Annotated in this window: 23 protein-coding genes; 15 read left to right on the top strand and 8 right to left on the bottom strand. The window is 69.6% G+C overall.

Annotation, left to right across the window (positions count from 1 at the left end; translation table 11 throughout):
• The 7 genes from VGC18_RS03730 to VGC18_RS03700 all read left to right on the top strand — a co-directional run.
• A partial coding sequence (locus tag VGC18_RS03730) for an Hsp70 family protein (protein WP_331094357.1) occupies window positions 1-492 on the top strand: 492 nt, incomplete at its 5' end.
• A 3-nt stretch (window positions 493-495) separates the two neighbouring features.
• On the top strand, window positions 496-1,080 hold the full coding sequence (locus VGC18_RS03725; protein ID WP_331094355.1) for a nucleotide exchange factor GrpE: 585 nt from the start codon (window positions 496-498) through the stop codon (window positions 1,078-1,080).
• 111 nt (window positions 1,081-1,191) lie between these two features.
• A complete protein-coding gene (locus VGC18_RS03720; RefSeq protein ID WP_331094353.1) occupies window positions 1,192-2,178 on the top strand; it encodes a DnaJ C-terminal domain-containing protein in 987 nt (328 codons plus the stop codon).
• Complete coding sequence (locus VGC18_RS03715) at window positions 2,175-2,597, top strand: heat shock protein transcriptional repressor HspR (RefSeq protein WP_331094351.1); 423 nt, start codon at window positions 2,175-2,177, stop codon at window positions 2,595-2,597. Before VGC18_RS03720 ends, VGC18_RS03715 begins: the two co-directional genes overlap by 4 nt.
• The gene (locus VGC18_RS03710; protein ID WP_331094349.1) at window positions 2,590-3,699 is read left to right on the top strand and encodes a class I SAM-dependent methyltransferase; all 1,110 of its coding nucleotides are present in this window, start codon (window positions 2,590-2,592) and stop codon (window positions 3,697-3,699) included. The genes VGC18_RS03715 and VGC18_RS03710 overlap by 8 nt, the downstream gene beginning before the upstream one ends.
• Before the next feature lie 98 nt (window positions 3,700-3,797).
• Window positions 3,798-5,945 (top strand): ATP-dependent Clp protease ATP-binding subunit, encoded by a 2,148-nt coding sequence (locus VGC18_RS03705; protein ID WP_331094347.1) that lies wholly within the window; start codon window positions 3,798-3,800, stop codon window positions 5,943-5,945.
• A 56-nt stretch (window positions 5,946-6,001) separates the two neighbouring features.
• On the top strand, window positions 6,002-6,829 hold the full coding sequence (locus VGC18_RS03700; protein ID WP_331094345.1) for a formate/nitrite transporter family protein: 828 nt from the start codon (window positions 6,002-6,004) through the stop codon (window positions 6,827-6,829).
• Here VGC18_RS03700 and VGC18_RS03695 read toward each other — a convergent pair.
• From VGC18_RS03695 to VGC18_RS03685, 3 genes are all read right to left on the bottom strand, one after another.
• Window positions 6,822-7,886 carry a low specificity L-threonine aldolase gene (locus VGC18_RS03695; protein WP_331094343.1) on the bottom strand — a complete coding sequence of 355 codons (1,065 nt, stop codon included), beginning with the start codon at window positions 7,884-7,886 and terminating at the stop codon, window positions 6,822-6,824. The genes VGC18_RS03700 and VGC18_RS03695 overlap by 8 nt on opposite strands.
• Before the next feature lie 211 nt (window positions 7,887-8,097).
• Window positions 8,098-8,829 (bottom strand): GntR family transcriptional regulator, encoded by a 732-nt coding sequence (locus VGC18_RS03690; RefSeq protein WP_331094341.1) that lies wholly within the window; start codon window positions 8,827-8,829, stop codon window positions 8,098-8,100.
• Between the two features lie 51 nt (window positions 8,830-8,880).
• Window positions 8,881-9,717, bottom strand: a complete 837-nt coding sequence (locus VGC18_RS03685; protein WP_331094339.1) for an exodeoxyribonuclease III — start codon at window positions 9,715-9,717, stop codon at window positions 8,881-8,883.
• Window positions 9,718-9,802: 85 nt separating this feature from the next.
• Here VGC18_RS03685 and pyrE point away from each other — a divergent pair, with 85 nt between their 5' ends.
• On the top strand, window positions 9,803-10,354 hold the full coding sequence (pyrE, locus tag VGC18_RS03680) for an orotate phosphoribosyltransferase (protein ID WP_331094337.1): 552 nt from the start codon (window positions 9,803-9,805) through the stop codon (window positions 10,352-10,354).
• The gene (locus tag VGC18_RS03675) at window positions 10,351-11,928 is read left to right on the top strand and encodes a hypothetical protein (protein WP_331094335.1); all 1,578 of its coding nucleotides are present in this window, start codon (window positions 10,351-10,353) and stop codon (window positions 11,926-11,928) included. Before pyrE ends, VGC18_RS03675 begins: the two co-directional genes overlap by 4 nt.
• Before the next feature lie 99 nt (window positions 11,929-12,027).
• On the opposite strand, the gene VGC18_RS03670 is transcribed toward VGC18_RS03675, so the two are convergent.
• Window positions 12,028-12,825 (bottom strand): HAD-IIA family hydrolase, encoded by a 798-nt coding sequence (locus VGC18_RS03670; protein WP_331094334.1) that lies wholly within the window; start codon window positions 12,823-12,825, stop codon window positions 12,028-12,030.
• Window positions 12,826-12,862: 37 nt separating this feature from the next.
• Window positions 12,863-14,215 (bottom strand): HNH endonuclease signature motif containing protein, encoded by a 1,353-nt coding sequence (locus tag VGC18_RS03665; RefSeq protein ID WP_331094332.1) that lies wholly within the window; start codon window positions 14,213-14,215, stop codon window positions 12,863-12,865.
• A gap of 46 nt (window positions 14,216-14,261) precedes the next feature.
• Between VGC18_RS03665 and VGC18_RS03660 the strand changes: the two genes are divergently transcribed.
• On the top strand, window positions 14,262-14,897 hold the full coding sequence (locus tag VGC18_RS03660) for a TrmH family RNA methyltransferase (RefSeq protein ID WP_331094330.1): 636 nt from the start codon (window positions 14,262-14,264) through the stop codon (window positions 14,895-14,897).
• A gap of 28 nt (window positions 14,898-14,925) precedes the next feature.
• Here VGC18_RS03660 and VGC18_RS03655 read toward each other — a convergent pair whose 3' ends face one another.
• Genes VGC18_RS03655 through VGC18_RS03645 form a run of 3 tightly spaced genes read right to left on the bottom strand, consistent with a single transcriptional unit; the run spans window position 14,926 to window position 18,112 of the window.
• Window positions 14,926-16,800, bottom strand: a complete 1,875-nt coding sequence (locus VGC18_RS03655; RefSeq protein WP_331094328.1) for a YhgE/Pip family protein — start codon at window positions 16,798-16,800, stop codon at window positions 14,926-14,928.
• 5 nt (window positions 16,801-16,805) lie between these two features.
• On the bottom strand, window positions 16,806-17,477 hold the full coding sequence (locus tag VGC18_RS03650; protein WP_331094326.1) for a hypothetical protein: 672 nt from the start codon (window positions 17,475-17,477) through the stop codon (window positions 16,806-16,808).
• Window positions 17,474-18,112, bottom strand: coding sequence for a TetR/AcrR family transcriptional regulator (locus VGC18_RS03645; RefSeq protein ID WP_331094324.1), 639 nt, complete (start codon window positions 18,110-18,112; stop codon window positions 17,474-17,476). The genes VGC18_RS03650 and VGC18_RS03645 overlap by 4 nt, the downstream gene beginning before the upstream one ends.
• A 119-nt stretch (window positions 18,113-18,231) precedes the next feature.
• Here VGC18_RS03645 and VGC18_RS03640 point away from each other — a divergent pair, with 119 nt between their 5' ends.
• From VGC18_RS03640 to VGC18_RS03620, 5 genes are all read left to right on the top strand, one after another.
• Window positions 18,232-19,518: an adenylosuccinate synthase gene (locus tag VGC18_RS03640; protein WP_331094323.1), complete on the top strand. Its 1,287-nt coding sequence runs from the start codon at window positions 18,232-18,234 to the stop codon at window positions 19,516-19,518.
• Between the two features lie 66 nt (window positions 19,519-19,584).
• Complete coding sequence (locus VGC18_RS03635; RefSeq protein WP_331094321.1) at window positions 19,585-20,226, top strand: GNAT family protein; 642 nt, start codon at window positions 19,585-19,587, stop codon at window positions 20,224-20,226.
• Between the two features lie 87 nt (window positions 20,227-20,313).
• Window positions 20,314-20,733 carry an organic hydroperoxide resistance protein gene (locus VGC18_RS03630; RefSeq protein ID WP_331094319.1) on the top strand — a complete coding sequence of 140 codons (420 nt, stop codon included), beginning with the start codon at window positions 20,314-20,316 and terminating at the stop codon, window positions 20,731-20,733.
• A gap of 70 nt (window positions 20,734-20,803) precedes the next feature.
• A complete protein-coding gene (locus VGC18_RS03625; protein ID WP_331094317.1) occupies window positions 20,804-21,121 on the top strand; it encodes a chorismate mutase in 318 nt (105 codons plus the stop codon).
• On the top strand, window positions 21,121-22,023 hold a 903-nt coding region (locus VGC18_RS03620; RefSeq protein ID WP_331094315.1), incomplete at its 3' end, for an SDR family NAD(P)-dependent oxidoreductase. The genes VGC18_RS03625 and VGC18_RS03620, both read left to right, overlap by 1 nt.

Below are 22,023 nucleotides of genomic sequence, written 5' to 3'. Positions count from 1 at the left end.
AACGGCATCGTGCACGTGTCCGCCAAGGACAAGGGCACCGGCAAGGAGCAGTCGATGACGATCACGGGAGGCTCGAGCCTGTCGAAGGACGACATCGAGCGCATGGTCCGCGAGGCAGAGGAGCATGCCGCGGAGGACAAGGCCCGTCGTGAGGCGGCCGAGACCCGCAACATCGCGGAGCAGCTCGCCTACTCGACCGACAAGCTCATCAAGGACAACGCCGACAAGCTGCCGGAGGACGTCAAGTCCGAGGTCCAGGCCGATGTCGACGCCCTGAAGAGCGCGTTGGCCGGCGACGACGACGCGGCCGTCAAGACCGCGTTCGACACGCTGACCGAGAGCCAGCAGAAGCTGGGTCAGGCCATCTACTCGCAGGAGCAGGCGGCGTCGGCCTCCGCCGAGACCGCGGACGGTGCGCAGCCGGAGGCCCCGGCCGACGACGAGGACATCGTCGACGCCGAGGTCGTGGACGACGACGAAGACAAGAAGTAAGAGATGACCGACGACAAGACCCCAATCGGGGACGAGGGCGAACCCGAGGAGGAGCTGGTCTCCGCCGAGGGCCCGGACGTCGAGACGTCGTTCAGTGACGAGGACCTGGCCTTCCTGGCCGGGGGCGAGTCCGGGGACGCGACGGCGGACGACGCTTCCGACAGCACCGTCGACCCGGCGGTCGAGATCCTCGGGGATCTCAAGCGCGTGCAGGCCGAGTTCGCCAACTACCGCAAGCGCGTCGAGCGCGACCGGGAGGCCAACCGCGAGCTGAACATCGCCGAGGTCGTCAAGGCGCTGCTGCCGGTACTGGATGACCTCGCCCTGGCGGAGGCGCACGGCGACCTTGCCGAAGGACCGATGTCGGTGATCGCCCAGAAGCTGCGGGCGAGCCTGGAGAAGTTCGGGCTGACCCCCATCGGGGCGAAGGGGGATGTCTTCGATCCCCACCTGCACGAGGCGCTCGTGCAGCTGCCGACCCCCGACGTGACGGTGAACACCGTCGCCGACGTGGTCGCCCCTGGCTATCTGCTGGGGGAGCGGCTGCTCCGCCCCGCCAAGGTCGCCGTCTCCGTGCCGGCGGAATAGCCAGGAACCTCAGAATAGGCAGACGGACACCGTGCCGGTCGGACTCGTCCCCCCGAGTCCGACCGGCACGTGAGTTTCAGGACGATTGACAAAGAGAGAAAGGAGGCGCCTGTGGCCAGTCAGGACTGGTTCGACAAGGACTTCTACGCCGTGCTCGGTGTTTCCAAGGACGTCTCACAGGCCGACCTCAAGAAGACCTACCGCAAGCTCGCCCGCACGTATCACCCGGACTCCAATCCGGGGGACGCCGCCGCCGAGGCCAAGTTCAAGGAGATCAGCGAGGCCAACGCGGTGCTCTCCGACCCGGAGCAGCGCAAGGAGTACGACCAGATGCGGGCTATGGGTCCCGGCCGTGCCCGGTTCACCGCAGGCGGTCCCGGCCAGGCGGGTGGCTTCGACGACGTCTTCGGCGGGATGTTCGGCCAGGGCAACCAGCGCGGCTATTCGACCGGCGGCAACGCCGGTTTCGAGGACATCTTCGGCGGCCTCTTCGGCGGGGGCGGCTTCGGCCAGTCCAGCGGCGGCTTCCGCGGCGCGGGCGGCCCGACCAAGGGCCGCGATCTGACCGCGACCACCACCCTCGACTTCCTCACCGCCATCCAGGGCGACACGGTCAGGCTGCAGCCGGCCGACGGCAAGCCGATCAGCGTCAAGATCCCCGCGGGTGTCAAGGACGGGCAGAAGATCCGCCTCAAGGGCAAGGGAGAGCCGAGCCCGGACGGCGGGGCGCCAGGCGACCTGACGTTGACGGTGTCGGTGCGCAAGCATCCGGTGTTCGACCGCGACGGGCTCAACCTCCGGGTGGACGTCCCGGTCACCTTCACGGAGGCGACCCTCGGCGCGACGATCGAGGTTCCGACCCTCGGCGGCGAGCCGGTCAAGCTGAAGGTCGCGCCCGGCACGCCGAGCGGCCGGGTGCTGCGGGTCAAGGGGCGCGGGGTGACGACGTCCAAGGGCGTCGGCGATCTGCTCGCCACCGTGCAGGTGGCGGTCCCCGCCCATCTCAGCGCGGACGCGCGTGCGGCGCTGGAGAAGTTCGCCGCCCTGCAGCCGGACGAGAACCCCAGAGCCGAGCTGCTGGCCAAGGCGAGGGGATGACCGTGGAGCCGACGGATCCGGTTTTCGCGATCGCGATCGCGGCCGAGCTGACGGGAATGCACCCGCAGACCCTGCGCCAGTACGACCGCCTCGAGCTGGTGAGTCCGAAGCGCACCGCGGGGCAGTCCAGGCGGTACTCGATGCGCGACATCGAGCAGCTGCGGGAGATCTCCCGGCTGAGCGCCGAGGGGGTCAGCCTCGAGGGCATCCGCCGGGTCCTCCAGCTGGAGAACCAGGTGGCCGAGCTGGTCTCCCGCGTCCGCGAGCTCGAACACGCGCTCGCCGACGAGCTGGTGGCCCGGCCGGGCCGCCGGGTGTTCGCGGCCGACGAGGCCGGCGACGTCGTCTCGATCAAGGCGGGCACCCGCGTCCGCCGCAACACCCAGGTCGTCGTGTGGCGGCCGTTCTCCGGTGGCTGACCTCGATCTCTCCCGCCTGCGCCGTCGCCCCGACGTCGAGGCGGACAACCTCTTCGCCGTGGACGCGAGCGATCGGCTGATCCTCGACGAGGCCGCGGCGGACATCGCCGCCTCGTCGCCCGGTCGCCTCGTTGTGCTCGGCGACCGTTATGGCGCGCTCACGCTGGGGGCGGCCCGGCTCGGCGCATCCGGTGTCCGCACCTTTCAGGACTCGCTGCTGGGGGAGCTGGCGCTGTCGGCGAACGCGGCCGGGACCCCGGTGACCAGCCTGCCGCTGGGGGAGGCGGTGCTCGCCGGCGCCACGGTGGTGCTCATGCAGCTGTCGCGCAGCCTCGCCGAACTCGACGAATGGGCGGGGGCGATCGCGCGTTTCGCCGATCCGTCCGTCGTCGTCTACGCGGGTGGTCGCATCAAGCACCTCAGCCCCGCGATGAACGACGTGCTCCGCCGGTCGTTCGCCGGCCTCGAGGTCTCGCTCGCCCGGCAGAAGTCCCGCGTGTTCGTCGCTCGTACGCCCCTTGCCCGCGACCGGGCCTATCCGGTTCGCGAGTACAACGAGGAGCTCGGCCTCTGGGTCGTCGCCCACGGAGCCGTCTTCGCGGGCGGCAGGCTCGACATCGGCACCCGGCTGCTGCTCTCGGTGCTCGGCGGAGCCAGGGTGGATGCCGCATCCATCGTCGATCTCGGCTGCGGAACGGGCATCCTCGCGGCCGCCCTCGCAACGGCCAGGCCGGCGGCCTCGGTGATCGCGAGCGACGTGTCCTGGGCGGCCGTCGCATCCGCCACCGCCACCATGGCGGCGAACGGGCTGAGCGACCGGGTCGCGGTGGTGCGGGATGCCGGGCTGAGCGCGCAGCCGGCCGGCACGGCGGATCTGATCGTGCTCAACCCTCCCTTCCACGTCGGGTCGACGGTCCACTCCGGGATCGCGGAGGGGCTGTTCGCCGAGGCGGCGAGGGTGCTGCGCCCCGGTGGCGAGCTGTGGACCGTCTACAACTCGCACCTCGGCTACCGGAGCGCGCTGCACCGGATCGTCGGGGAGACCCGCGAGGTGACCCGCAACACCAAGTTCACCGTCACCGCGTCCCGTCGTTCGCCCTGAGCGAGCCGACCTCGATGGACTCACGTCGGCACGCGTTGTAAACTTGAGTTGGGTCGACTCAAGTTTGAGACCCAGGTTTGTGGAGGAAAGGAACTCGAATGGCCAATCTGCAGGGGGCGCCCGCCACCGATGAGGAGCAGAAGTCTGCCCTCGAGAAGTACGGGGTCGATCTCACGGCGATCGCCCGCACCGGCAAGCTCGACCCCGTCATCGGGCGCGATGCGGAGATCCGCCGGATCAGCCAGGTGCTGACCCGTCGCACGAAGAACAACCCTGTGCTCATCGGTGAGCCGGGTGTCGGCAAGACCGCTGTCGTCGAGGGACTGGCGCAGCGCATCGTCGCGGGGGACGTCGCGGATTCGCTCAAGAACAAGCGACTGGTCTCGCTCGATCTCGCGGCGCTCGTCGCCGGAGCCAAGTACCGCGGTGAGTTCGAGGAACGCCTCAAGGCCGTGCTGGGGGAGATCAACGACTCGAACGGCGAGGTGATCACCTTCATCGACGAGCTGCACACCCTCATGGGCGCCGGCGGCGGGGAGGGATCCGTCGCGGCATCCAACATGCTCAAGCCCATGCTCGCCCGGGGCGAGCTGCGCCTCATCGGCGCGACCACCCTCGACGAGTACCGCGAGTACATCGAGAAGGATGCCGCGCTCGAGCGGCGCTTCCAGCAGGTCTTCGTCGGCGAGCCGAGCGTCGAGGACACCGTCGCCATCCTGCGCGGTCTCAAGGAGCGGTACGAGGCCCACCACAAGGTGGCCATCGCCGACACCGCGCTCGTGGCGGCGGCGAGCCTGAGCAACCGGTACATCACCGGCAGGCAGCTGCCGGACAAGGCGATCGACCTCATCGACGAGGCGGCCTCCCGGCTGCGGATGGAGATCGACTCCGCCCCGGTCGAGATCGACGAGCTCCGGCGGAGCGTCGACCGGCTCAAGCTCGAGGAGCTGGCCCTCAAGAAGGAGAAGGACGACGCGAGCAAGCAGCGACTGGAGAAGCTCCGCGCCGACCTGACCGCGAAGAGCGAGGAGCTCGCCGGGCTCCAGGCGCGCTGGGAGAAGGAGCGTTCGGCGCTCAACCGGGTCGGCGAGCTGAAGGAGAAGCTCGACGCGTTGCGGATGCAGGCGGAGCGCGCCCAGCGAGAGGGCAACCTCGAGCGCGCCTCCCGGCTGCTGTACGGCGAGATCCCGGTGATCGAACGCGAGCTGGCCGAGGCCGAGAAGACCGAGGCGGACACCCCGATGATGGTCAACGATCAGGTGACCGCCGAGGACATCGCCGCGGTCATCGCGATGTGGACGGGCATCCCCCTCGGCCGCCTCATGCAGGGCGAGACCGAGAAACTGCTGGCCCTCGAGGCCGAGCTCGGCAAGCGGCTCGTCGGGCAGAAGCGGGCCGTGCACGCCGTCGCCGACGCCGTGCGCCGTTCGCGGGCCGGGATCGCCGACGCGGACCGGCCGACCGGCTCCTTCCTCTTCCTCGGGCCGACCGGCGTGGGGAAGACGGAGCTGGCCAAGGCGCTCGCCGAGTTCCTCTTCGACGACGAGAAGGCCATGATCCGCATCGACATGAGCGAGTACGGGGAGCGCCATTCCGTCGCCAGGCTGCTCGGGGCGCCTCCCGGGTACATCGGGTACGAGCAGGGCGGTCAGCTCACCGAGGCCGTCCGCCGACGCCCGTACTCCGTGGTGCTGCTCGACGAGGTGGAGAAGGCGCATTCCGACGTCTTCGACGTGCTGCTCCAGGTGCTCGACGATGGCCGGCTCACGGATGGACAGGGCCGGACCGTCGACTTCCGCAACGTCATCCTCATCCTCACCTCGAATCTCGGCAGTCAGTACCTCGTCGACCCCGCCCTCAGCCAGGACGCGAAGGAGGAGGCCGTGAACCTCATGGTGCGGCAGGCGTTCAAGCCGGAGTTCATCAACCGGCTCGACGACATCGTCATCTTCTCGGCGCTGTCCACCGACGACCTCGCTCAGATCGTGGAGCTCTACATCGACCGGCTGGCCAGGCGGCTCGAGGACCGGCGGCTGGAGCTTGCGGTGACGCCGGATGCCCGCAGCTGGCTGGCCGAGCGCGGATACGACCCGATCTACGGCGCCCGCCCGCTCCGCCGCCTCATGCAGCACGAGATCGACGACAGGCTCGCCATGGCCCTCCTGCGCGGAGACATCCGCGACGGTGACACCGTGATGGTCGATCTCGACCCTGAGGGCGACGGGCTGAGCATCCGGCGCGGCTGACGAGAGGCGGTACTTAAGTCCCTGGGCGGCCGCATCGCGGCAACTAGCGTTGACGGGTGCTTTCCCTCACCGAAACGATGCATGTCCAGGCCGACGCCGCTCAGCATAAGATCCACGGCGCCCACCAGCCCCTGAGGTTCACGGTCTCGGCCATGCTCGCCGGCGCCTTCGTGGGGGTGGCCGTGGTGCTCATGGTCTCCACCGCCGGCCCGATGCTCGCCGTCGGCTCCCCGTGGGTGAAGCTGGTCAGCGGCCTGGTGTTTGGCGTCGCGCTGACGCTCGTGGTCTTCGCGGGGGGCGAGCTGTCGACCTCGTCGATGATGACCCTGACCCAGGGGGTCGCCCTGCGCGCGGTTCGGCTGTGGCCGGCATTCGGCACGCTGGTCTTCACCTTCGTGGCGAACATTCTCGGTGCCATGCTGTTCGGCTGGCTCGTCTCGATGTCCGGCGTTCTCGAGTCCAACGCTCCCGCGGGCGCGATGCTCACGAGCATGCTGAAGTCCAAGTCCATCGAGACGCCCACGGAGATGTTCTTCCGGGCGGTGCTCTGTAACTTCCTCGTCTGCCTGGCCATCTGGATGTGCGCACGGCTGACCGCGGACGGCCCGAAGCTCGCGGTGATCTTCTGGGCGCTGCTGGCGTTCATCGCGTCCGGCTTCGAGCACGTGGTCGCGAACATGACCACCTACTCGATCGGCCTGTTCTCCGGCTACGACGGTGCGACCTGGGCGCTCTTCGGGCGCAACCTGCTCTGGGTCGGCCTCGGCAACCTCGTCGGCGGCGCTCTGCTCGCCGGCCTCGGTTACTGGTTCGTCGCCGGCTCTCCGCGGCTCGACCGGGCGGAGAAGCTCGTCGCCGCGACGACGGCCGCTGAGCTCAGCTGAGTTCCTCGGTGATCACGGCGACGAAGCGGTCGACGTCGTCCTCCGTCGTGTCGAAGGCGGTCATCCAGCGCACCTCGCCGGTCTGCCGGCTCCAGTCGTAGAAGCGGACCCGCTCCCGGATGCGATCGGCGGCCGCGTTGTCCAGGGCGGCGAAGACCGCGTTGGACTGAGTGGGTTGGCTGAAACGCAGCCCGGAGATCTTTCCGGATTCGATCTGCCGCTCGAGCGCGGTCCGTAGCCGGGCCGCCATGGCGTTCGAGTGCCTGGCGGAGACGAGCCACAGGTCGTCACTGAGCAGGGCGATGAGCTGGGCGCTGACGAATCGCATTTTACTTGCGAGCTGCATGCTCAGCTTGCGCAGATAGGGCAGGCCCTCGGCCGCCGCGGGGTCGAGCACGACGACCGCCTCGCCGTAGAGCAGGCCGTTCTTGGTACCGCCGAAGCTCAGGATGTCGACCCCCGCATCCGTCGTGAACTCCCGCAGTCCGCTCCCGAGCGCCGCCGCAGCGTTGGAGATGCGCGCTCCGTCCATGTGCACCCTCATGCCGAGGGAGTGCGCGTGGTCGGAGATGGCCCGGATCTCCTCGGCGGAGTACAGGGTGCCGAGCTCGGTGGTCTGGGTGATGCTGACGGCGAGCGGCTGCACACGATGCGCGTCCCCCCACCCCCAGGCCTCTCGGTCGATGAGCTCAGGGGTCAGCTTCCCGTCCGGGGTCGGGACCGTCAGGAGTTTGAGTCCGCTGACGCGTTCCGGGGCACCGCCCTCGTCGGTGTTGATGTGAGCGGTGTTCGCCGTGATCACGGCGCCCCACCGCGGCATCAGCGCGGTCAACGCGGTGACGTTCGCCCCGGTGCCGTTGAACACGGGAAAGGCCTCGGCCGCCTCGCCGAAGTGCTGCTTGACGACCTCCTGCAGCCTGCTCGTGTACGCATCCGCCCCGTAGGCGGCCTGGTGGCCGCCGTTGGCCTCGGCGATCGCGGCAAGGACCTCCGGATGCGCACCGGAGTAGTTGTCGGAGGCGAAGCTACGGTACTCGGGATCGTGCAGTCGTGTCATCCCACCAGTTTCGCGCATCCGCGGACCCGTTCGTCTCCGGTGTCCGCGGCGGCCGGCAAACCTCGGCAGAGAACAGGAGGGAAGTGAGCGGCGGACCGGCCCTTCGGGTAGACCGGTCCGCTTTTTCGCCCGGGTGAGAGGCGAATGCTCGGGTATGAACATACCGGTATATCGGTCCTCATAAAAGGGGACACCTGTCCCCTCTTCGGGGCTAGTGCTCCGAGCGCTCGATGGGGACCTCGAGGCGACTGAGCCGGCGGAGGGCGCCGAGACCCGCGGCGCTGTCGCGATCGCGGACGGCCGCGAGGAGCAGTGCCTGCGATTCGGCGAGGGTCGCGAAGTCGATGTAGTCGGGCAGATGCAGGCTGCCGAGCCGGATGAGGTGCACCACGGAGGTGATGGCCCGCTGCAGGGTGGGATTCGTGGACAGCCGCACCAGATGGTCGAAGAACTCTGCGTTGGCCGTCGCGACGCCCTGCATGTTCAGCCGGCCGACCTGCTCGAGGAAGTTGTGGTGGTCGGCGCTCATCGCGGTGGCCACGTCCGCGGGCGCCGTGGCCACGACTTCCCTCACGAGGGCCTCGTACAGGGCGAGCCAGACGACCATGGCATTGGCGGTCTGTCGAGGGCTGATGATCGCGACGCGCGTGAATCGATTGGGCGAGGCCTCGACGAGCCCGATCTCGCGCAGGCGCTGCAGCGCCTCCCGCACCGGGGTCCGCGAGACGCCCAGCTGGGCGGCCAGCTCCGAGTCGCTGATGCGCTCGCCGGGAAGGAGGGTTCCTTGATGGATCTCGCGGAGGATCTGCTCGAAGACGGTGGTGACGACAACGCTCGACGCGGGAGTGTCCGGCTGAGCGGGGGTCGTCTTGCCCGGGCTCGGCCCGGCGTCGACTGGCTCGTCATCCGGCGAGAAGTCATCGTGCGCTTGCGCGTCGCTCATCCGCTCGATTTTAGTCGGCGCGGGCGGTCGTCATCGGACCGCCAGGTCGGGTCAGAAGATCATCGGCCTGTCATCGTCCATGCCGGTGTCGACATCGAGGTCGACGAGCACGGGCACGTGGTCGCTCGGTCCGTCGCCCTTGCGCTCCTCGCGGTGGATGCTGGCATCCGTCACCAGCGAGGCGAAGGCCGGGGATCCCATGATGAAGTCGATCCGCATCCCCTCGTTGCGGGGGAACCGCAGCTGCTGATAGTCCCAGAAGGTGAAGCCCTCCGGGATCCGCTCGCGGACGACGTCCGTGAGGCCGATCGCCTCGAACCGCGCGAAGGCCGCCCGTTCCGGTGTGGAGGTGTGGGTGCTCGTGCCGAAGGGCCAGGTCGGCCAGACGTCGCTGTCCAGCGGGGCGATGTTCCAGTCCCCCATGAGGGCGAGGGGCTGCGCGAGGTGCTCCCGCAGCCATCCTTCCGTGTCATTCGCGAGGCCGGCCAGCCACTCCAGCTTGTAGACGTAATGGGGATCGTCGAGCATCCGTCCGTTCGGCACGTAGAGGCTCCACAACCGCACCTCGTTCACCGTGACGGCCATCGCCCGCGCCTCGAGGGGGAGGATGCCGTCCGCGCCCGCCTTGCCGAAGCCGGGGGCGGAGGGGAAGCCGGTGGTCACCTCGTCCATCGGCAGCCGGCTGGCGAAGGCCACGCCGTTCCACTGGTTCAGGCCGTGTAGCTGTACCTCGTAGCCGGCCTCCTCGAAGGGCCCGTAGGGGAACTGGCTCTCGGTGCACTTGATCTCCTGCATGGCCAGCACGTCGACGTCTTCGCGGACGAGCCAGTCGACGACCCGTCCGACTCTCGTGCGGATGGAGTTCACGTTCCAGGTCGCGATGCGCATGTCACAACGCTAATAGCTGCCTCCGGGATTCTGCGCCCGGCGCCGCCCGCGGCGTCCGGTTGCCCGCGCCGCTAAAGTGAGACCCGTGACCGACGTGCGCCAGCAACTCATCGACGACATCTCCTCAGGGGCCGTGTTCCACGGCGACTTCACGCTGACCAGCGGCAGGAAGGCGAGCTACTACGTCGACCTGCGGAAGGTGAGCCTCGACCATCGGGTCGCCCCCCGTATCGGTCAGGTGATGCTCGACCTCATCGCCGGCGTGCCGGACGTGAGCGCCGTCGGTGGGATGACCATGGGCGCGGACCCGATCGCCGCGGCCATCCTGCACCAGGGTGCCGCTCGCGGCCTCGCCTACGACGCCTTCGTCGTGCGCAAGGAGCCGAAGGACCACGGTCGCGGGCGTCAGGTCGAGGGCCCCGACCTCGCCGGCAAGCGGGTCATCGTGCTGGAGGACACCTCCACCACGGGTGGCTCGCCGCTCGCCGCGATCGCGGCGCTGGAGAAGGTGGGCGCGGAGATCGCGGCGGTCGCCGTCGTCGTCGACCGGGACACGGGCGCGCGTGAGGCGATCGAGGCCGCCGGCTACCCGTATTTCGCGGCCATCGGTCTGGCCGATCTCGGGCTGTCGCGATGACGGACGGCACCGACGACAGGGACGACAGGGACGTCGATCCCAGCGAGTGGCTGGCGAGGCAGTTCCAGGATGCCGACAAGGCCGAGGATGCCGACGGCGTCGTCGAGCCGGAATCCGAGGAGCCTCGGGAGCCACGGCCGCCGATCGTGCCGAAGCTCACCAATCCGCTGGTCTCGTTCTTCGACGACATCGCCCGCAGGAGCGCGGCTCGCGCCGAGCCATCCGTGCCGGAGCCTTCGGTGCCGGAGCCTTCTGTGCCGGAGACTTCCGCCGCCGAACCGCCCGCCCCCCTGTCCGAACCGTCGGCCCCGCTCCCCGTCGCGCCGGTTCCGCCGTCTGCCGAGCAGCCGGTCCCGCCGTCACCCGTCGAGCAGCCGGCTTCGCCGCCACCCGTGGAACCGCCTCCCGTCGAGCCGATCCCGCCGGCCGCCACGACTCCAGCCTCCGCCGGCTTCGTCTGGGGGCTGAGACCCACCGGATCCCCGTCGGAGCCTCCGACCCCGAAACCCGCGGCCACACCGGCCCCGGAACCCGCGGCCACACCGGCCCCGGTCGACGCCCTTCCGGAACCGTCCGTTCCCGACCCGTTCGTTCCCGACCCATCCATTCCGGAACCGCCCGTTCCCGACCCATTCATTCCTGAACCATCCGTTCCCGAACCGCCGGTTCCCGACCTGCCGGAGACCGTGGCCATGCCGGCGGTCTCGGCCGCCGCGCCGGAGCTTCCCGTCGCGCCGGAGCCCCCTACGGCCGCGTGGCCGTTCGCGCCAGAGGCCTCAGCCGCTCCGGCGGCGCCCGTCGTTCCCTCCCGGCCGCCCGCTCCCGCCGAGCCCGCCGCCGACTCCGCCATCGAGTCGCTGTTCTTCGCGCCCCTTGCCGGGGAGGCCGCCGAGCGGGCCGAGTGGCCCGATTCCGGCGGGAAAAACGGCGGGAGCGACCGTGAACCCCCTCGTGAGCGCTCCCGCCGCGAAACGGGTACTCCTCTGCCGAGGAATCAGCGGGTGCTGCTCTGGGTGGCGGGCGTCGTCGTCGGTGTGCTCGCCCTCGCCGTGCTCTTCCTCGTGGGGACGAAGCTTGCCGGGCCGTCCGACTCGTCCCCGGTCGTCGCGGTCTCGACGACTCCAGCCGCATCCGCGACACCGACCCCCACGCCGTCGCAGACTCCCGTGACGGCCGGACCGGCCGCGGTCGGGCAGCACGCCTGGGGGGACCTGCGCGGCGGCGAATGTCTCGACCCGTACCAGTCGCCGTGGGCGGAAAAGTTCACCGTCGTGGACTGCGCGGCCGCGCATCCGGCCCAGATGGTGTTCCGTGGGACCTTCCCCGACAGCACGGGGGCCACCGCCTACCCCGGCGTCGAGGCCCTGCAGACTCAGATCAACCTGCTCTGCAGCGCGCCGTCGGTGATCGACTTCTCCGCCGCGGGGGCCTACAGCGACATCCAGTTCCAGGCCGCCTACGCGGCCACGGAGAAGGAGTGGGCCTCCGGATATCACGACTACTTCTGTTTCGTGAGCCGGTCATCGGGGCAGCCGATCACGGGCAGCGTCGCGGCGGCGCATCCCGCGGGCTAGCGTCCGCCGGTCGTTCGGAGGGCCCATTCGCGCCGAGAGCCGATTCGATCAGATGTCGGGCTCGGTCAGATGTCGGGCTCGGTCAGACGTCGGACTCGGTCAGACGTCGGACTCGATCGGCTCCGTCTCGAGCAGTTCGTAGACGCCCTTGAGGATCTCGTCGGGACGGAATGGGTACTTGTTGATCTCCGCCTGATCGCTGATGCCGGTCAGTACGAGGATGGTGTGCAGGCCGGCCTCGATGCCCGCGACGATGTCGGTGTCCATACGGTCGCCGATCATCCCGGTGTTCTCCGAGTGGGCGCCGATCTTGTTCATCGCCGAGCGGAACATCATCGGGTTCGGCTTGCCGACGATGTACGGCTCCCTGCCGGTCGCCTTGCTGATGAGGGCGGCGATCGCTCCGGTGGCGGGCAGCGGGCCGTCCGCGCTCGGCCCGGTCGCGTCCGGGTTGGTCACGATGAACCTGGCGCCGTCGCCGATCAGGCGGATCGCCTTGGTGATGGCGTCGAATGAGTAGTTGCGCGTCTCGCCGACGACGACATAGTCGGGGTTGGTCTCGGTCATGACGAAACCGGCCTCGTGCAGCGCCGTGGTGATGCCCGCCTCGCCGATCACGAAGGCGGAGCCGCCCGGCATCTGCGACTTGAGGAAGTCCGCGGTGGCCAGGGCGGAGGTCCAGAGGAACTCCTCCGGGACCTCGAGCCCGGAGGCCCGGAGCCGCGCGCTCAGATCCCGCGGGGTGAAGATCGAGTTGTTGGTGAGCACCAGGTACGGTTTTCCCTGGTCGCGCCACTGCTGCAAAAGCTCGGCGGCACCGGGCAGCGGGCGGTTCTCGTGCACGAGAACGCCGTCCATGTCGGTCAGCCAGCACTCGATTTCGCTGCGATTATCCATGTGGCCATCGTAGCGAGGCTCGGCTGGTCGCCGCGGGCTACGGGGATGGGCGGATGCGGCCGGCCGGCTCGGTGCGGTAGCTGCGCCCGCTCGGCGACACCCATTCCAGGACCCCGCCCCCGACCTGAGTGACCGCCCAGCCGGTGTGGTGCTTCTGATTGTGATGTTTCTCGCAGAGGAACGCCAGATTGTCGTAGGCGGTGCCTCCCCCGTACTGCCAGTCGACGGTGTGATCGATGTCGCATCCGCTGGCCGGGCGAGAGCAGCCCACCGCGCGACAGGTCTCGTCGCGCAGCCGTAACCAATCGCGCAGGTCCTGCGGAACCCGATAGCGATCGCGCCCCACCGAGAGCACCGCGCCCGTTTCCGGGTGGGTCAGAATGCGTGTGAGGCTCGGCGCGCCCGCGGTCAGCCTGCGGGCGGTGTCGATGTCGATCGGTCCGTGGCCCTCGAGCGTCGCCGGCTCGTCGCTCTGGCCGAGAAGCCGCAGCACCGGAACGGTGATCAGCACCCGCGCCCGGATGCCCCGGGCGTGCGCGGCCGGATGGCTGCGGCCGACGGGATGCGTGCGATCGGTGGGATGCCCGGGATCGACGGGCGGTGCATCGTCCACCACCTCCTCCGGCTCGTCGACGACGCCGTTGATGAGCAGATCGGAGAGGACGTCGGTGCGGAGCTGGGTGAGCGTCCGCGGTTCGCCCTGGCCGCGCAGGCCCAGCGCGACCTCCGTCAGCCGGGCGACGATCGCGTGGGCCTCGACGGCGGGGAGGTAGGCGTTCAACCAGGCCATGCCGTCGCGGGCCGACTGCACGGTGACCTCGCGGTCCTCCAGGGAGGCGGCGTGCCGTTGCTCGATCGTCTCGGGATGCGCACGCTCGCGCAACAGCCGTGCCTTGCGGTCGAACTTCGCGGCCGTGAGCGTGCGAGCGAAGGGGAGAGCGGCCCGTTCGAACGAGGAACGGGCCTCCTCCGGAAGGGAATCGGCGTGGTCGATCACGATCCGCGCGTGCCGATAACCGATCTCACCGTCGGAGAGCGCGGAGTAGGTCGCGGGCAGATCGTGGAGCAGGGCCCTGCTTTCGGCGATGAGATTCTCGGTCGTGCGCTCGGGCAGCCGCAAGGCGCAGGCGAGCTCGGTGACGAGCTCTCGCCGCGCGACGGTCGCCGGATCCCAGCCGACCCTGGAAGAGGACCGCGGCTCGGCGACGGCGGCCCGGAATTCGCTCCACTCCCTCGCGCGGTCGATGAGCCGGGCACGGACCGCCGCCATCGCGGCCATGGAACGATCGACCGAGGCCACGGTGTCGACGAGGTCGCCGATGCTGTCGGCGAGCACGGCATAGCCGGTTCTCGAATCGCCCGAGAGCTGCGTCGTGGTGAGGTCCTCCATGAGCCGACTCAACACCCAGCCACCGACATCGGGCTAGCCTCGACACGTGCCGGATGACAAGACCAACGACAGCCACGAGCTCACCACCCATGGCCTCGGCCCGTGGCAGGGCGAGCCGCCGACCGAGGACTTCTACGACCCGGAGCTGCTCGAGCACGGTGACACCCGCAACGTGATCGACCGGTACCGGTACTGGCGCATGGACGCGATCGTCGCCGATCTCGACCGGCGCAGGCATCCGTTCCACGTCGCGATCGAGAACTGGCAGCACGACATGAACATCGGCTCGATCGTGCGTTCCGCGAACGCCTTCGCGGCCGACACCGTGCACATCATCGGGCGCAAGCGCTGGAACAAGCGCGGCGCCATGGTCACCGACCGCTATCAGCACGTGATGTATCACCCCGACGTGGCGGAGTTCACCGCCTGGGCCGGGCAGGCGGCACTCCCCATCATCGCGATCGACAACGTCCCCGGGTCGGTGATCATCGAGACCTTCGACTTCCCCGAGCGCTGTGTGCTCCTGTTCGGCCAGGAGGGCCCCGGCCTCAGTCCCGAGGCGCTCGCGGCCGCGGACTCCGTCGTCGAGATCAGTCAGTTCGGGAGCACCCGGAGCATCAACGCCTCCGCCGCCGCGGCGGTGGCGATGCACGCCTGGATCCGCCAGCACGCCCGGTTCTGAACCGAGCCCCTGGCACCCGGCGGACCGGCTACGCCCCAATCGGCGACGGCCGCAGCTCGCGCAGGGTGCGGAACCGCCCCTGTCTGAGCGCGCCGAGCACGGCGACCAGCAGCGACCCGACCAGCCAGGCGAGCAGTGGCCAGATGGCCGACCACACGCCGGCGCTCAGGCCGCCGTACATGAGCTGACGGATGCCGTCGACCGCGTGACTCATCGGCAGGATCCGGTGCACGACCGCGAGCGCGCCCGGCAGCGTCTGCCAGGGGAACGTTCCGCCCGCCGTGACGAGCTGGATGACCATGAAGATGAGCGCGAGGAACTGGCCGACGCTGCCGAGGATCACGTTGAGGGCGAGCACGATGGCGGCGAAGGTGACCGCGACGAAGGCCAGGAAGAAGAGCAGCCCGACGGGATTGGCGACGCTCATGTGCAGGGCGAGCGTGACGATGGCGAAGAGCGCGATCATCTGCACGATGCCGAGCACGGCGGGGGTGAACCAGCCGGCGAGGGTGGTGCGGATGGGCTTGCGCACCGCGGTGAGGGCCCGCCGCGACAGCGGCCGCACCAGGAGGAACAGCGCGTAGATGCCGATCCACGAGGCGAGGCTCATGAAGAACGGCGCGAGCCCCGCTCCGTAGTTCTGCGCCTCGGTGATCGCCGTGTGGTCGACGGAGAGCGGATTCGCGATGAGGTTCGCGGCCGTCTTGCGTTCGCCCGCCGAGGTCTTCGGCAGCTGCTTGACCGCGTCGCCGAGGGAGTCGCCGAGGGTCTTCGATCCGGAGGCGAGCTGGTCGACCCCGGCGGAGAGATCGGATGCCCCGCTCGCCGCCTGGGAGGCCCCGGCCTCGAGCGACGCGGCTCCCGTCGCGGCCGAGTGCACCGCGGAGGCGAGCGCCGGTGCGGAGGAGTTGAGGGTGGATGCGCCGGCGGCGAGTTGGGAGGCCCCCGCGGCCGCGGCGCTGAGACCGGGTGCGACGGTGCCGGTGACCGAGGACGAGACGCCGCTCGTCAGGGCCGCCAGGCCCGCCAGCTGCTGCTGCAGCAGGGGATCGGGATAGGCGGCGAGCTCGGCCTTCACGGCCGCGGCGAGTTGCGCGGCCTGTCCGGTGGACGTGACTAGGGCGGGCGTCTGGTTCGACGCCGTTGCGAGCTTGCTCGCCAGCGTCGACGCCCCGGAGCTCAGCTGTGCCGCGCTCGACGGCAGGGCCTTGGTCTGCGCATCCAGCTTGGCCAGCCCGCTCGCGAGGCTTGTGGCCCCGGAGGAGAGCGTCGTCGTGCCCGCGGCCAGCGAGCTCGCGCCGGTGGCGGCGGTCGCCGCACCGTCGGCCAGCTTCCCGGCGCCGTCCTGCGCGGTGATGAGCCCGCCACGGATCGAGCTCACGGCGTCCAGGAGCCTGATCGACGCGGTGGCCCCGACCTCCTTGGCGATCTCGACCCGCACCGATTCCGCGGCCTTCTCGGCGATCGTGGTGCTGAGGTAGCTGTTGGTGTCGTCGGTGGTCAGTTTGAGTCTGGCCGCGGAGGGGTCGTCGCCGGATGCCGACGCGAGCCGGGTGGAGAAGTCGGCGGGGAAGCTCAGCGCGAAGTCGTAGTCGCCGTTCTTGACGCCCTTGGCCGCCGTGGCGGCGGACACCTCGGTCCATTCGAAGTCGTCGCCCTTGAGCAGGGTCTTGGCCGCATCGCGGCCGTAGTTGACGGTCTTGCCGTCGACGGCCGCTCCGGTGTCGGAGACGACGAGGGCGGCCGGGATCTTGTCGAGCTTGCTGTACGGGTCCTGGTTGCCCCACAGGTAGAGCCCGCCGTAGAAGAGCGGCACCGTCATGAGGGCGATGAGGGAGATCAGTCCCATGCGGCTGGAGGTGAGTCGCGCGAACTCGGCGCGGACGAGGGGGATGACGGTCATGACGTTCAGCCTTCGATGGGGGAGCTGGAGGCGGCGGAGTCGCCGGCGGCGACGGTGTCTGCCGCGAGGGGAGGGAGGGCGCCGAGGGCGAGCAGCGCGCGTGCGGTGGCCACGTTGGTGACGATGGCGACCGTCAGGCCGCGGTTCGCGATCGCCGCGAGCGACCCGTACCAATCGGAGGGCGAGCCGCCGTGGCGCTCGGGCGCCGTGACGACGATGCCCTCCACGCCGGGCCGCAGGACGGCCAGCTCGCTGAACAGCTCGATGCGCTTGACCGGGGGCAGGGCGCGCAACGGCAGGTTCGTGTAGTCCTTCAGCTGGTGCTGGGCGAGGAATCTGCGCACGAAACGGGTGGCGGTCGGCATCGAGGCGAAGGCGAACTCCTCCGCCACGATGACCCGCAGTGCAGTGCCGGCGTTCGCCTCGGAGACGAAGGGGGTGTCGACGAGCGCGGTCCTGCGCCGCAGCTCGTCGAGGTCCTCGCGTCCGTCGACCAGGATGCGGCCGGCGTCGGGATGGATGCGCCCGCCGAGCATCATGGAGACCAGCAGCGGCCGTTCATCCGTCTCGACCGCGATCGCCACGGGGACACCGCTCTCGATCGTCATGGTGAGCGGAGGGACCTCCGCCTCGAGGCCGTGCCCGATGGCCGCCTCCTCGAATGAGATCTGCATCATTCGCCGTCCTTCCATTGCAGTTCCGGTTGTCCGGTGATGAATCGTTCCGCGTCGTGCCAGCCGAGTCCGACGGCGCCGAGGGCCATGAGCATGACCAGCTGGTGACCCTCGCGGACGCCGAGCGGATGTCCGGCGGACTCCTCGAGCACCCCGAGGGCGGAGTGCTCGACCAGCCGGGCGAGCCGTTCGGCCGAGATGTCCTGCCGCATGGTGCCGCCGGCCTGCCCGTCGCGGATCGCCTCGCGGACGCTCATCCGGATGGGATCGAGCGCCGCGGCGGTATGGGCGGCGAGCGGTCCCCGGATGGCGACGACCGCCATGACCCGCACGCTCTCGACCTCACGCCAGAGGTTCGTCGCGATGAGCGCAAGCCTGGTCAGCGGGTCGGGATGGGTCACCCGGGCCAGCGCGTCGGCGATGCGCCGGGTGCCGGACATCACGAGCTCGAGCAGCAGGTCGTCTCTCGTAGCGAAATGGCCGTAGACCGAGCGGCGGCTGAGGCCCGCCTCGGCCGCGATGGCCTCGAGCGGGGCGGACGGGTCCCGGTTGAGGACTACCTTCGCCGCGGAGAGCAACGCGGCACGATTCTCGGCGGCGTCGCGCCGCGGGGCACGCGATGGGGAGGTCGTAGTCACGTGACCCCATCCTAATATCTTGCACAGCATTGTGCAAGATACCGGGTCACTCGCCCCCGGTTCGGCGGAGATCTCGGTAGGATGGGGTGTAATCCCCACCCACTTCGAAGGGATAAGCCATGCCTGCAATCGTGTTGATCGGTGCCCAATGGGGCGACGAGGGTAAGGGCAAGGCGACCGATCTGCTCGGCAGTCGTGTCGACTACGTCGTCAAGTTCAACGGCGGCAACAACGCCGGTCACACGGTGGTGATCGGCAGCGAGAAGTACGCCCTGCACCTGCTGCCCTCCGGCATCCTGACCGACGGCGTGGTGCCCGTGATCGCCAACGGGGTCGTCGTCGATATCGAGGTGCTCTTCGACGAGCTCGAGGCGCTCACCGCGCGAGGAGTCGACGTCTCGAACCTGCTGGTGAGCGCCAACGCGCACATCATCACCCAGTACCACCGCACCGTCGACCGGGTCACCGAGCGCTTTCTCGGTAAGCGGCAGATCGGCACCACCGGACGCGGAATCGGCCCGGCGTACGCCGACAAGATCAACCGGGTGGGCATCCGCATCCAGGACATCTTCGACGAGAACATCCTCCGGCAGAAGGTGGAGGGCGCCCTCGAGCAGAAGAACCACCTGCTGGTGAAGGTCTACAACCGCAGGGCGATCGGCGTCGAGGAGATCGTGAGCGACCTGCTGTCGTATGCGGAGCGCCTCCGGCCCATGGTCGCCGACACCGGCCTGGTGCTCAACAAGGCGCTCGAGGCGGGGAAGACCGTGCTCTTCGAGGGTGGTCAGGCGACCATGCTCGACGTCGACCACGGCACCTATCCCTTCGTCACCTCGTCCAACGCCACGAGCGGCGGGGCCGCGACCGGGTCCGGGGTCGCCCCGAACCGCATCGAGCGGGTCATCGCCGTGGTCAAGGCGTACACGACGAGGGTCGGCGCCGGGCCGTTCCCGACCGAGCTGTTCGACGACTCCGGCGAGTACCTGCGCTCGAAGGGCTTCGAATTCGGCACCACCACCGGTCGGCCGCGTCGCACCGGCTGGTACGACGCGCCCGTCGCGCGCTACTCCGCGAGGGTCAACGGCGTCACCGACTTCGTGCTGACCAAGCTCGACGTACTCACGGGGCTCACGACGATCCCGGTCTGCGTCGCCTACGAGGTCGACGGCGTCCGCGTCGAAGAGGTGCCGGTCTCCCAGTCCGACTTTCACCATGCCGTGCCCGTCTACGAGGAGTTCCCCGGCTGGTCCGAGGACATCACCGGAGCGCGCACCTTCGAGGACCTGCCGAAGAACGCCCGCGACTACGTGCTCGCCCTCGAGGCGCTGAGCGGGTCCCGGATCTCCGCGATCGGCGTCGGCCCCGGTCGGGAGGCCATCGTGGTCAGGCACGACCTGCTCGGCTGACCGCGACCGGCGGCCCGAACCGTCGAGCCCCGAGCTGCCAGAGCCCCGCACTGCCAGACTGGGGGGATGACCGCGTCCCGTCCCGTTCCCGGCTCGATCGAGGGATCCTTCGTCCGCCTCGAACCGCTTCGTCGCGACCTGCTGCCCGCCCTGTTCGCGGCCATCGGGCATCCGATCGTCTTCGCGGGCGGCTACGGCGGTGGGCCTGCCGGCTACACCGACACCGAGGCGGGGTTCGCGGCCTTCGCCGAGAGGTATTACCCGTGGGAGAGCGGCAACCCCTACGCGGTCTTCCTCCGCGGCGGCCCGCACGACGGGCAGTTGGTGGGGACATCCACGCTCGCCGAGTTCGAGCCGCAGCACGAGGCGGCGCACCTGGGCTGGACCGCCTATGATCCCCGGGTGTGGGGGACGGCGGTGAACCCCGAGACCAAGCTGCTGATGTTGGGGCTCGCCTTCGAGCATGGCTTCGGTCGGATCCGGATCCAGGCGGATGCGGCGAACGCGCGCTCGCGGGCGGCCATCGCGGGCATCGGGGCGGAGTTCGAGGGAATCCTGCGGCGGGACCGGCTCCGCGCCGACGGGACCTGGCGGGACACGGCGGTCTTCTCGGTCATCGTCGACGACTGGCCGCGGGTGAAGGCGGGGCTCGAGGAACGACTGCTGCGCTTCCGGGACAGGCCGGTGCTGTTCCGCTCGCGGGGCTGACCGGCGTCGAATCCGATCCGTCTCGAGCGGCCCAGCACGGCTCCGCGCGTTGAGCAAACGTTCAGCCTGTGGTGGTCGGCTGAGCTAATGGAAACCATCTACACCGCAATCGCCCACGCAACCGGAGGCGGTCGCGATGGCCACGTCCGCTCAGAGGATGACCGTCTCGACTTCGACACCCGACCGCCCAAGGAGATGGGCGGGTCCGGCGAGGGCACCAACCCGGAGCAGCTCTTCGCGGCCGGTTATGCCGCCTGCTTCCTCAGCGCCATCCACGCCGTCGGCAAATCGCTCGGCGTCGACACGAAGGACTCGCAGGTGTCCTCGAGCGTGAGCATCGGCCCGAACGGTCAGGGCGGCTACGGCCTCGCCGTGGAGCTCGACATCTACACGCCCAATGCTCCCGCGGAACGTCGTCAGGAACTCGCGGACGCCGCCCATCAGGTCTGCCCGTACTCCAACGCGACCCGTGGCAACATCGAGGTCACCCTCACGCTCGTCGACTGACCCCGGTAACCTCGGTCGCTCGATCACGTGGGTGCGGTCCTTCGGGCCGCACCCACGCTAGCCTCGTCCTATGGCAGACGACGCAGACCCCACGGCCAGGCTCCTCGCCCTCCGACAGAGCATCGACAACGTCGATGCCGCGCTGGTGCACCTGCTCGCGGAGAGGTTCAAGTTCACTCAGAAGGTGGGGCGGCTCAAGGCCGCCAGCGGCCTTCCGCCTGCGGATCCGGCCCGCGAACGCGAGCAGATCGCGCGGCTGAGGGCGCTAGCCACAGAGTCCCATCTCGATCCGGCGTTCGGCGAGAAGTTCCTGAACTTCATCATCGCCGAGGTCATCCACCAGCACGAGCAGATCGCGAACACCGGCACCATCGAGACGCAGCTCTGATGGGCTGGGATCCTCGCCGTCTTCCCGACCAGACGGGCAAGACCTTCGTCGTCACCGGCGGCAACGCGGGCATCGGTTACTTCATCAGCGAGCAACTCGCCGCGGCGGGCGGGACCGTCGTCATCGCGGCCCGCACCCCCAGGAAGGCGGATGCCGCGATCGCGTCGATCTGCACCGTGGTTCCCGGCGCGAGCATCACCTCGGCGACGCTCGATCTGTCATCCTACGAGACCGTGCGCGCGGGCGCCGCCGAGCTCGGTTCCCTCGGTCGCATCGACGCCCTCATCGAGAATGCCGGAGCCGTGATGCCGAGCAGGGAGAGGCAGGAGACGGTCGACGGCAACGAGCTCATGTTCGGCACCAACCACCTCGGGCACTTCCTGCTGACCGCGCTGCTCTATCCGCTGCTGCGGAACACCCCGGGCAGCAGGGTGGTCACCATGGGCAGCGCCGCCACGAGGCTGCGCCCGATCGACCTCGACGACCTGCAGAGCACGCGCAAATACTCCGGCTTCTCCGCGTATGCGCAGTCCAAGCACGCGACGCAGGCGTTCGGCTTCGAGCTCGATCGCCGGCTGCGCGCCTCCGCGAGCTCCGTGACCGCGCTCGTCGCGCATCCGGGTGGCGCCCAGGACGGTAACAGCCCCGCGCGTCCGGGAGTCATCGAGCCCACCGTCGCGGAGCGTGCCCGCGCCAAACTGCTGTTCGTGGTCGGCGGTGGCAAGGACAAGGGCGCCTGGCCGGCCGTGCGCGCCGCGCTGGACCCGGATGCCCAGGGCGGCCAGTACTGGGGCCCGCGCTGGAGCATCGGCGGCCCGCCCGTGGTGCAGAAGCCGGTCTCCTCGAGCCATTCCGAGGAGCTCGGCCGGGCGCTCTGGGGCATCTCCGAGCGCCTGGTCGGC

It is taken from the genome of Lacisediminihabitans sp. (assembly GCF_036404185.1).
Classification (GTDB): domain Bacteria; phylum Actinomycetota; class Actinomycetes; order Actinomycetales; family Microbacteriaceae; genus Lacisediminihabitans.
The sequence above is the reverse complement of the archived record's forward strand: the minus strand, read 5'-3'. Positions and strand labels throughout refer to the sequence as shown.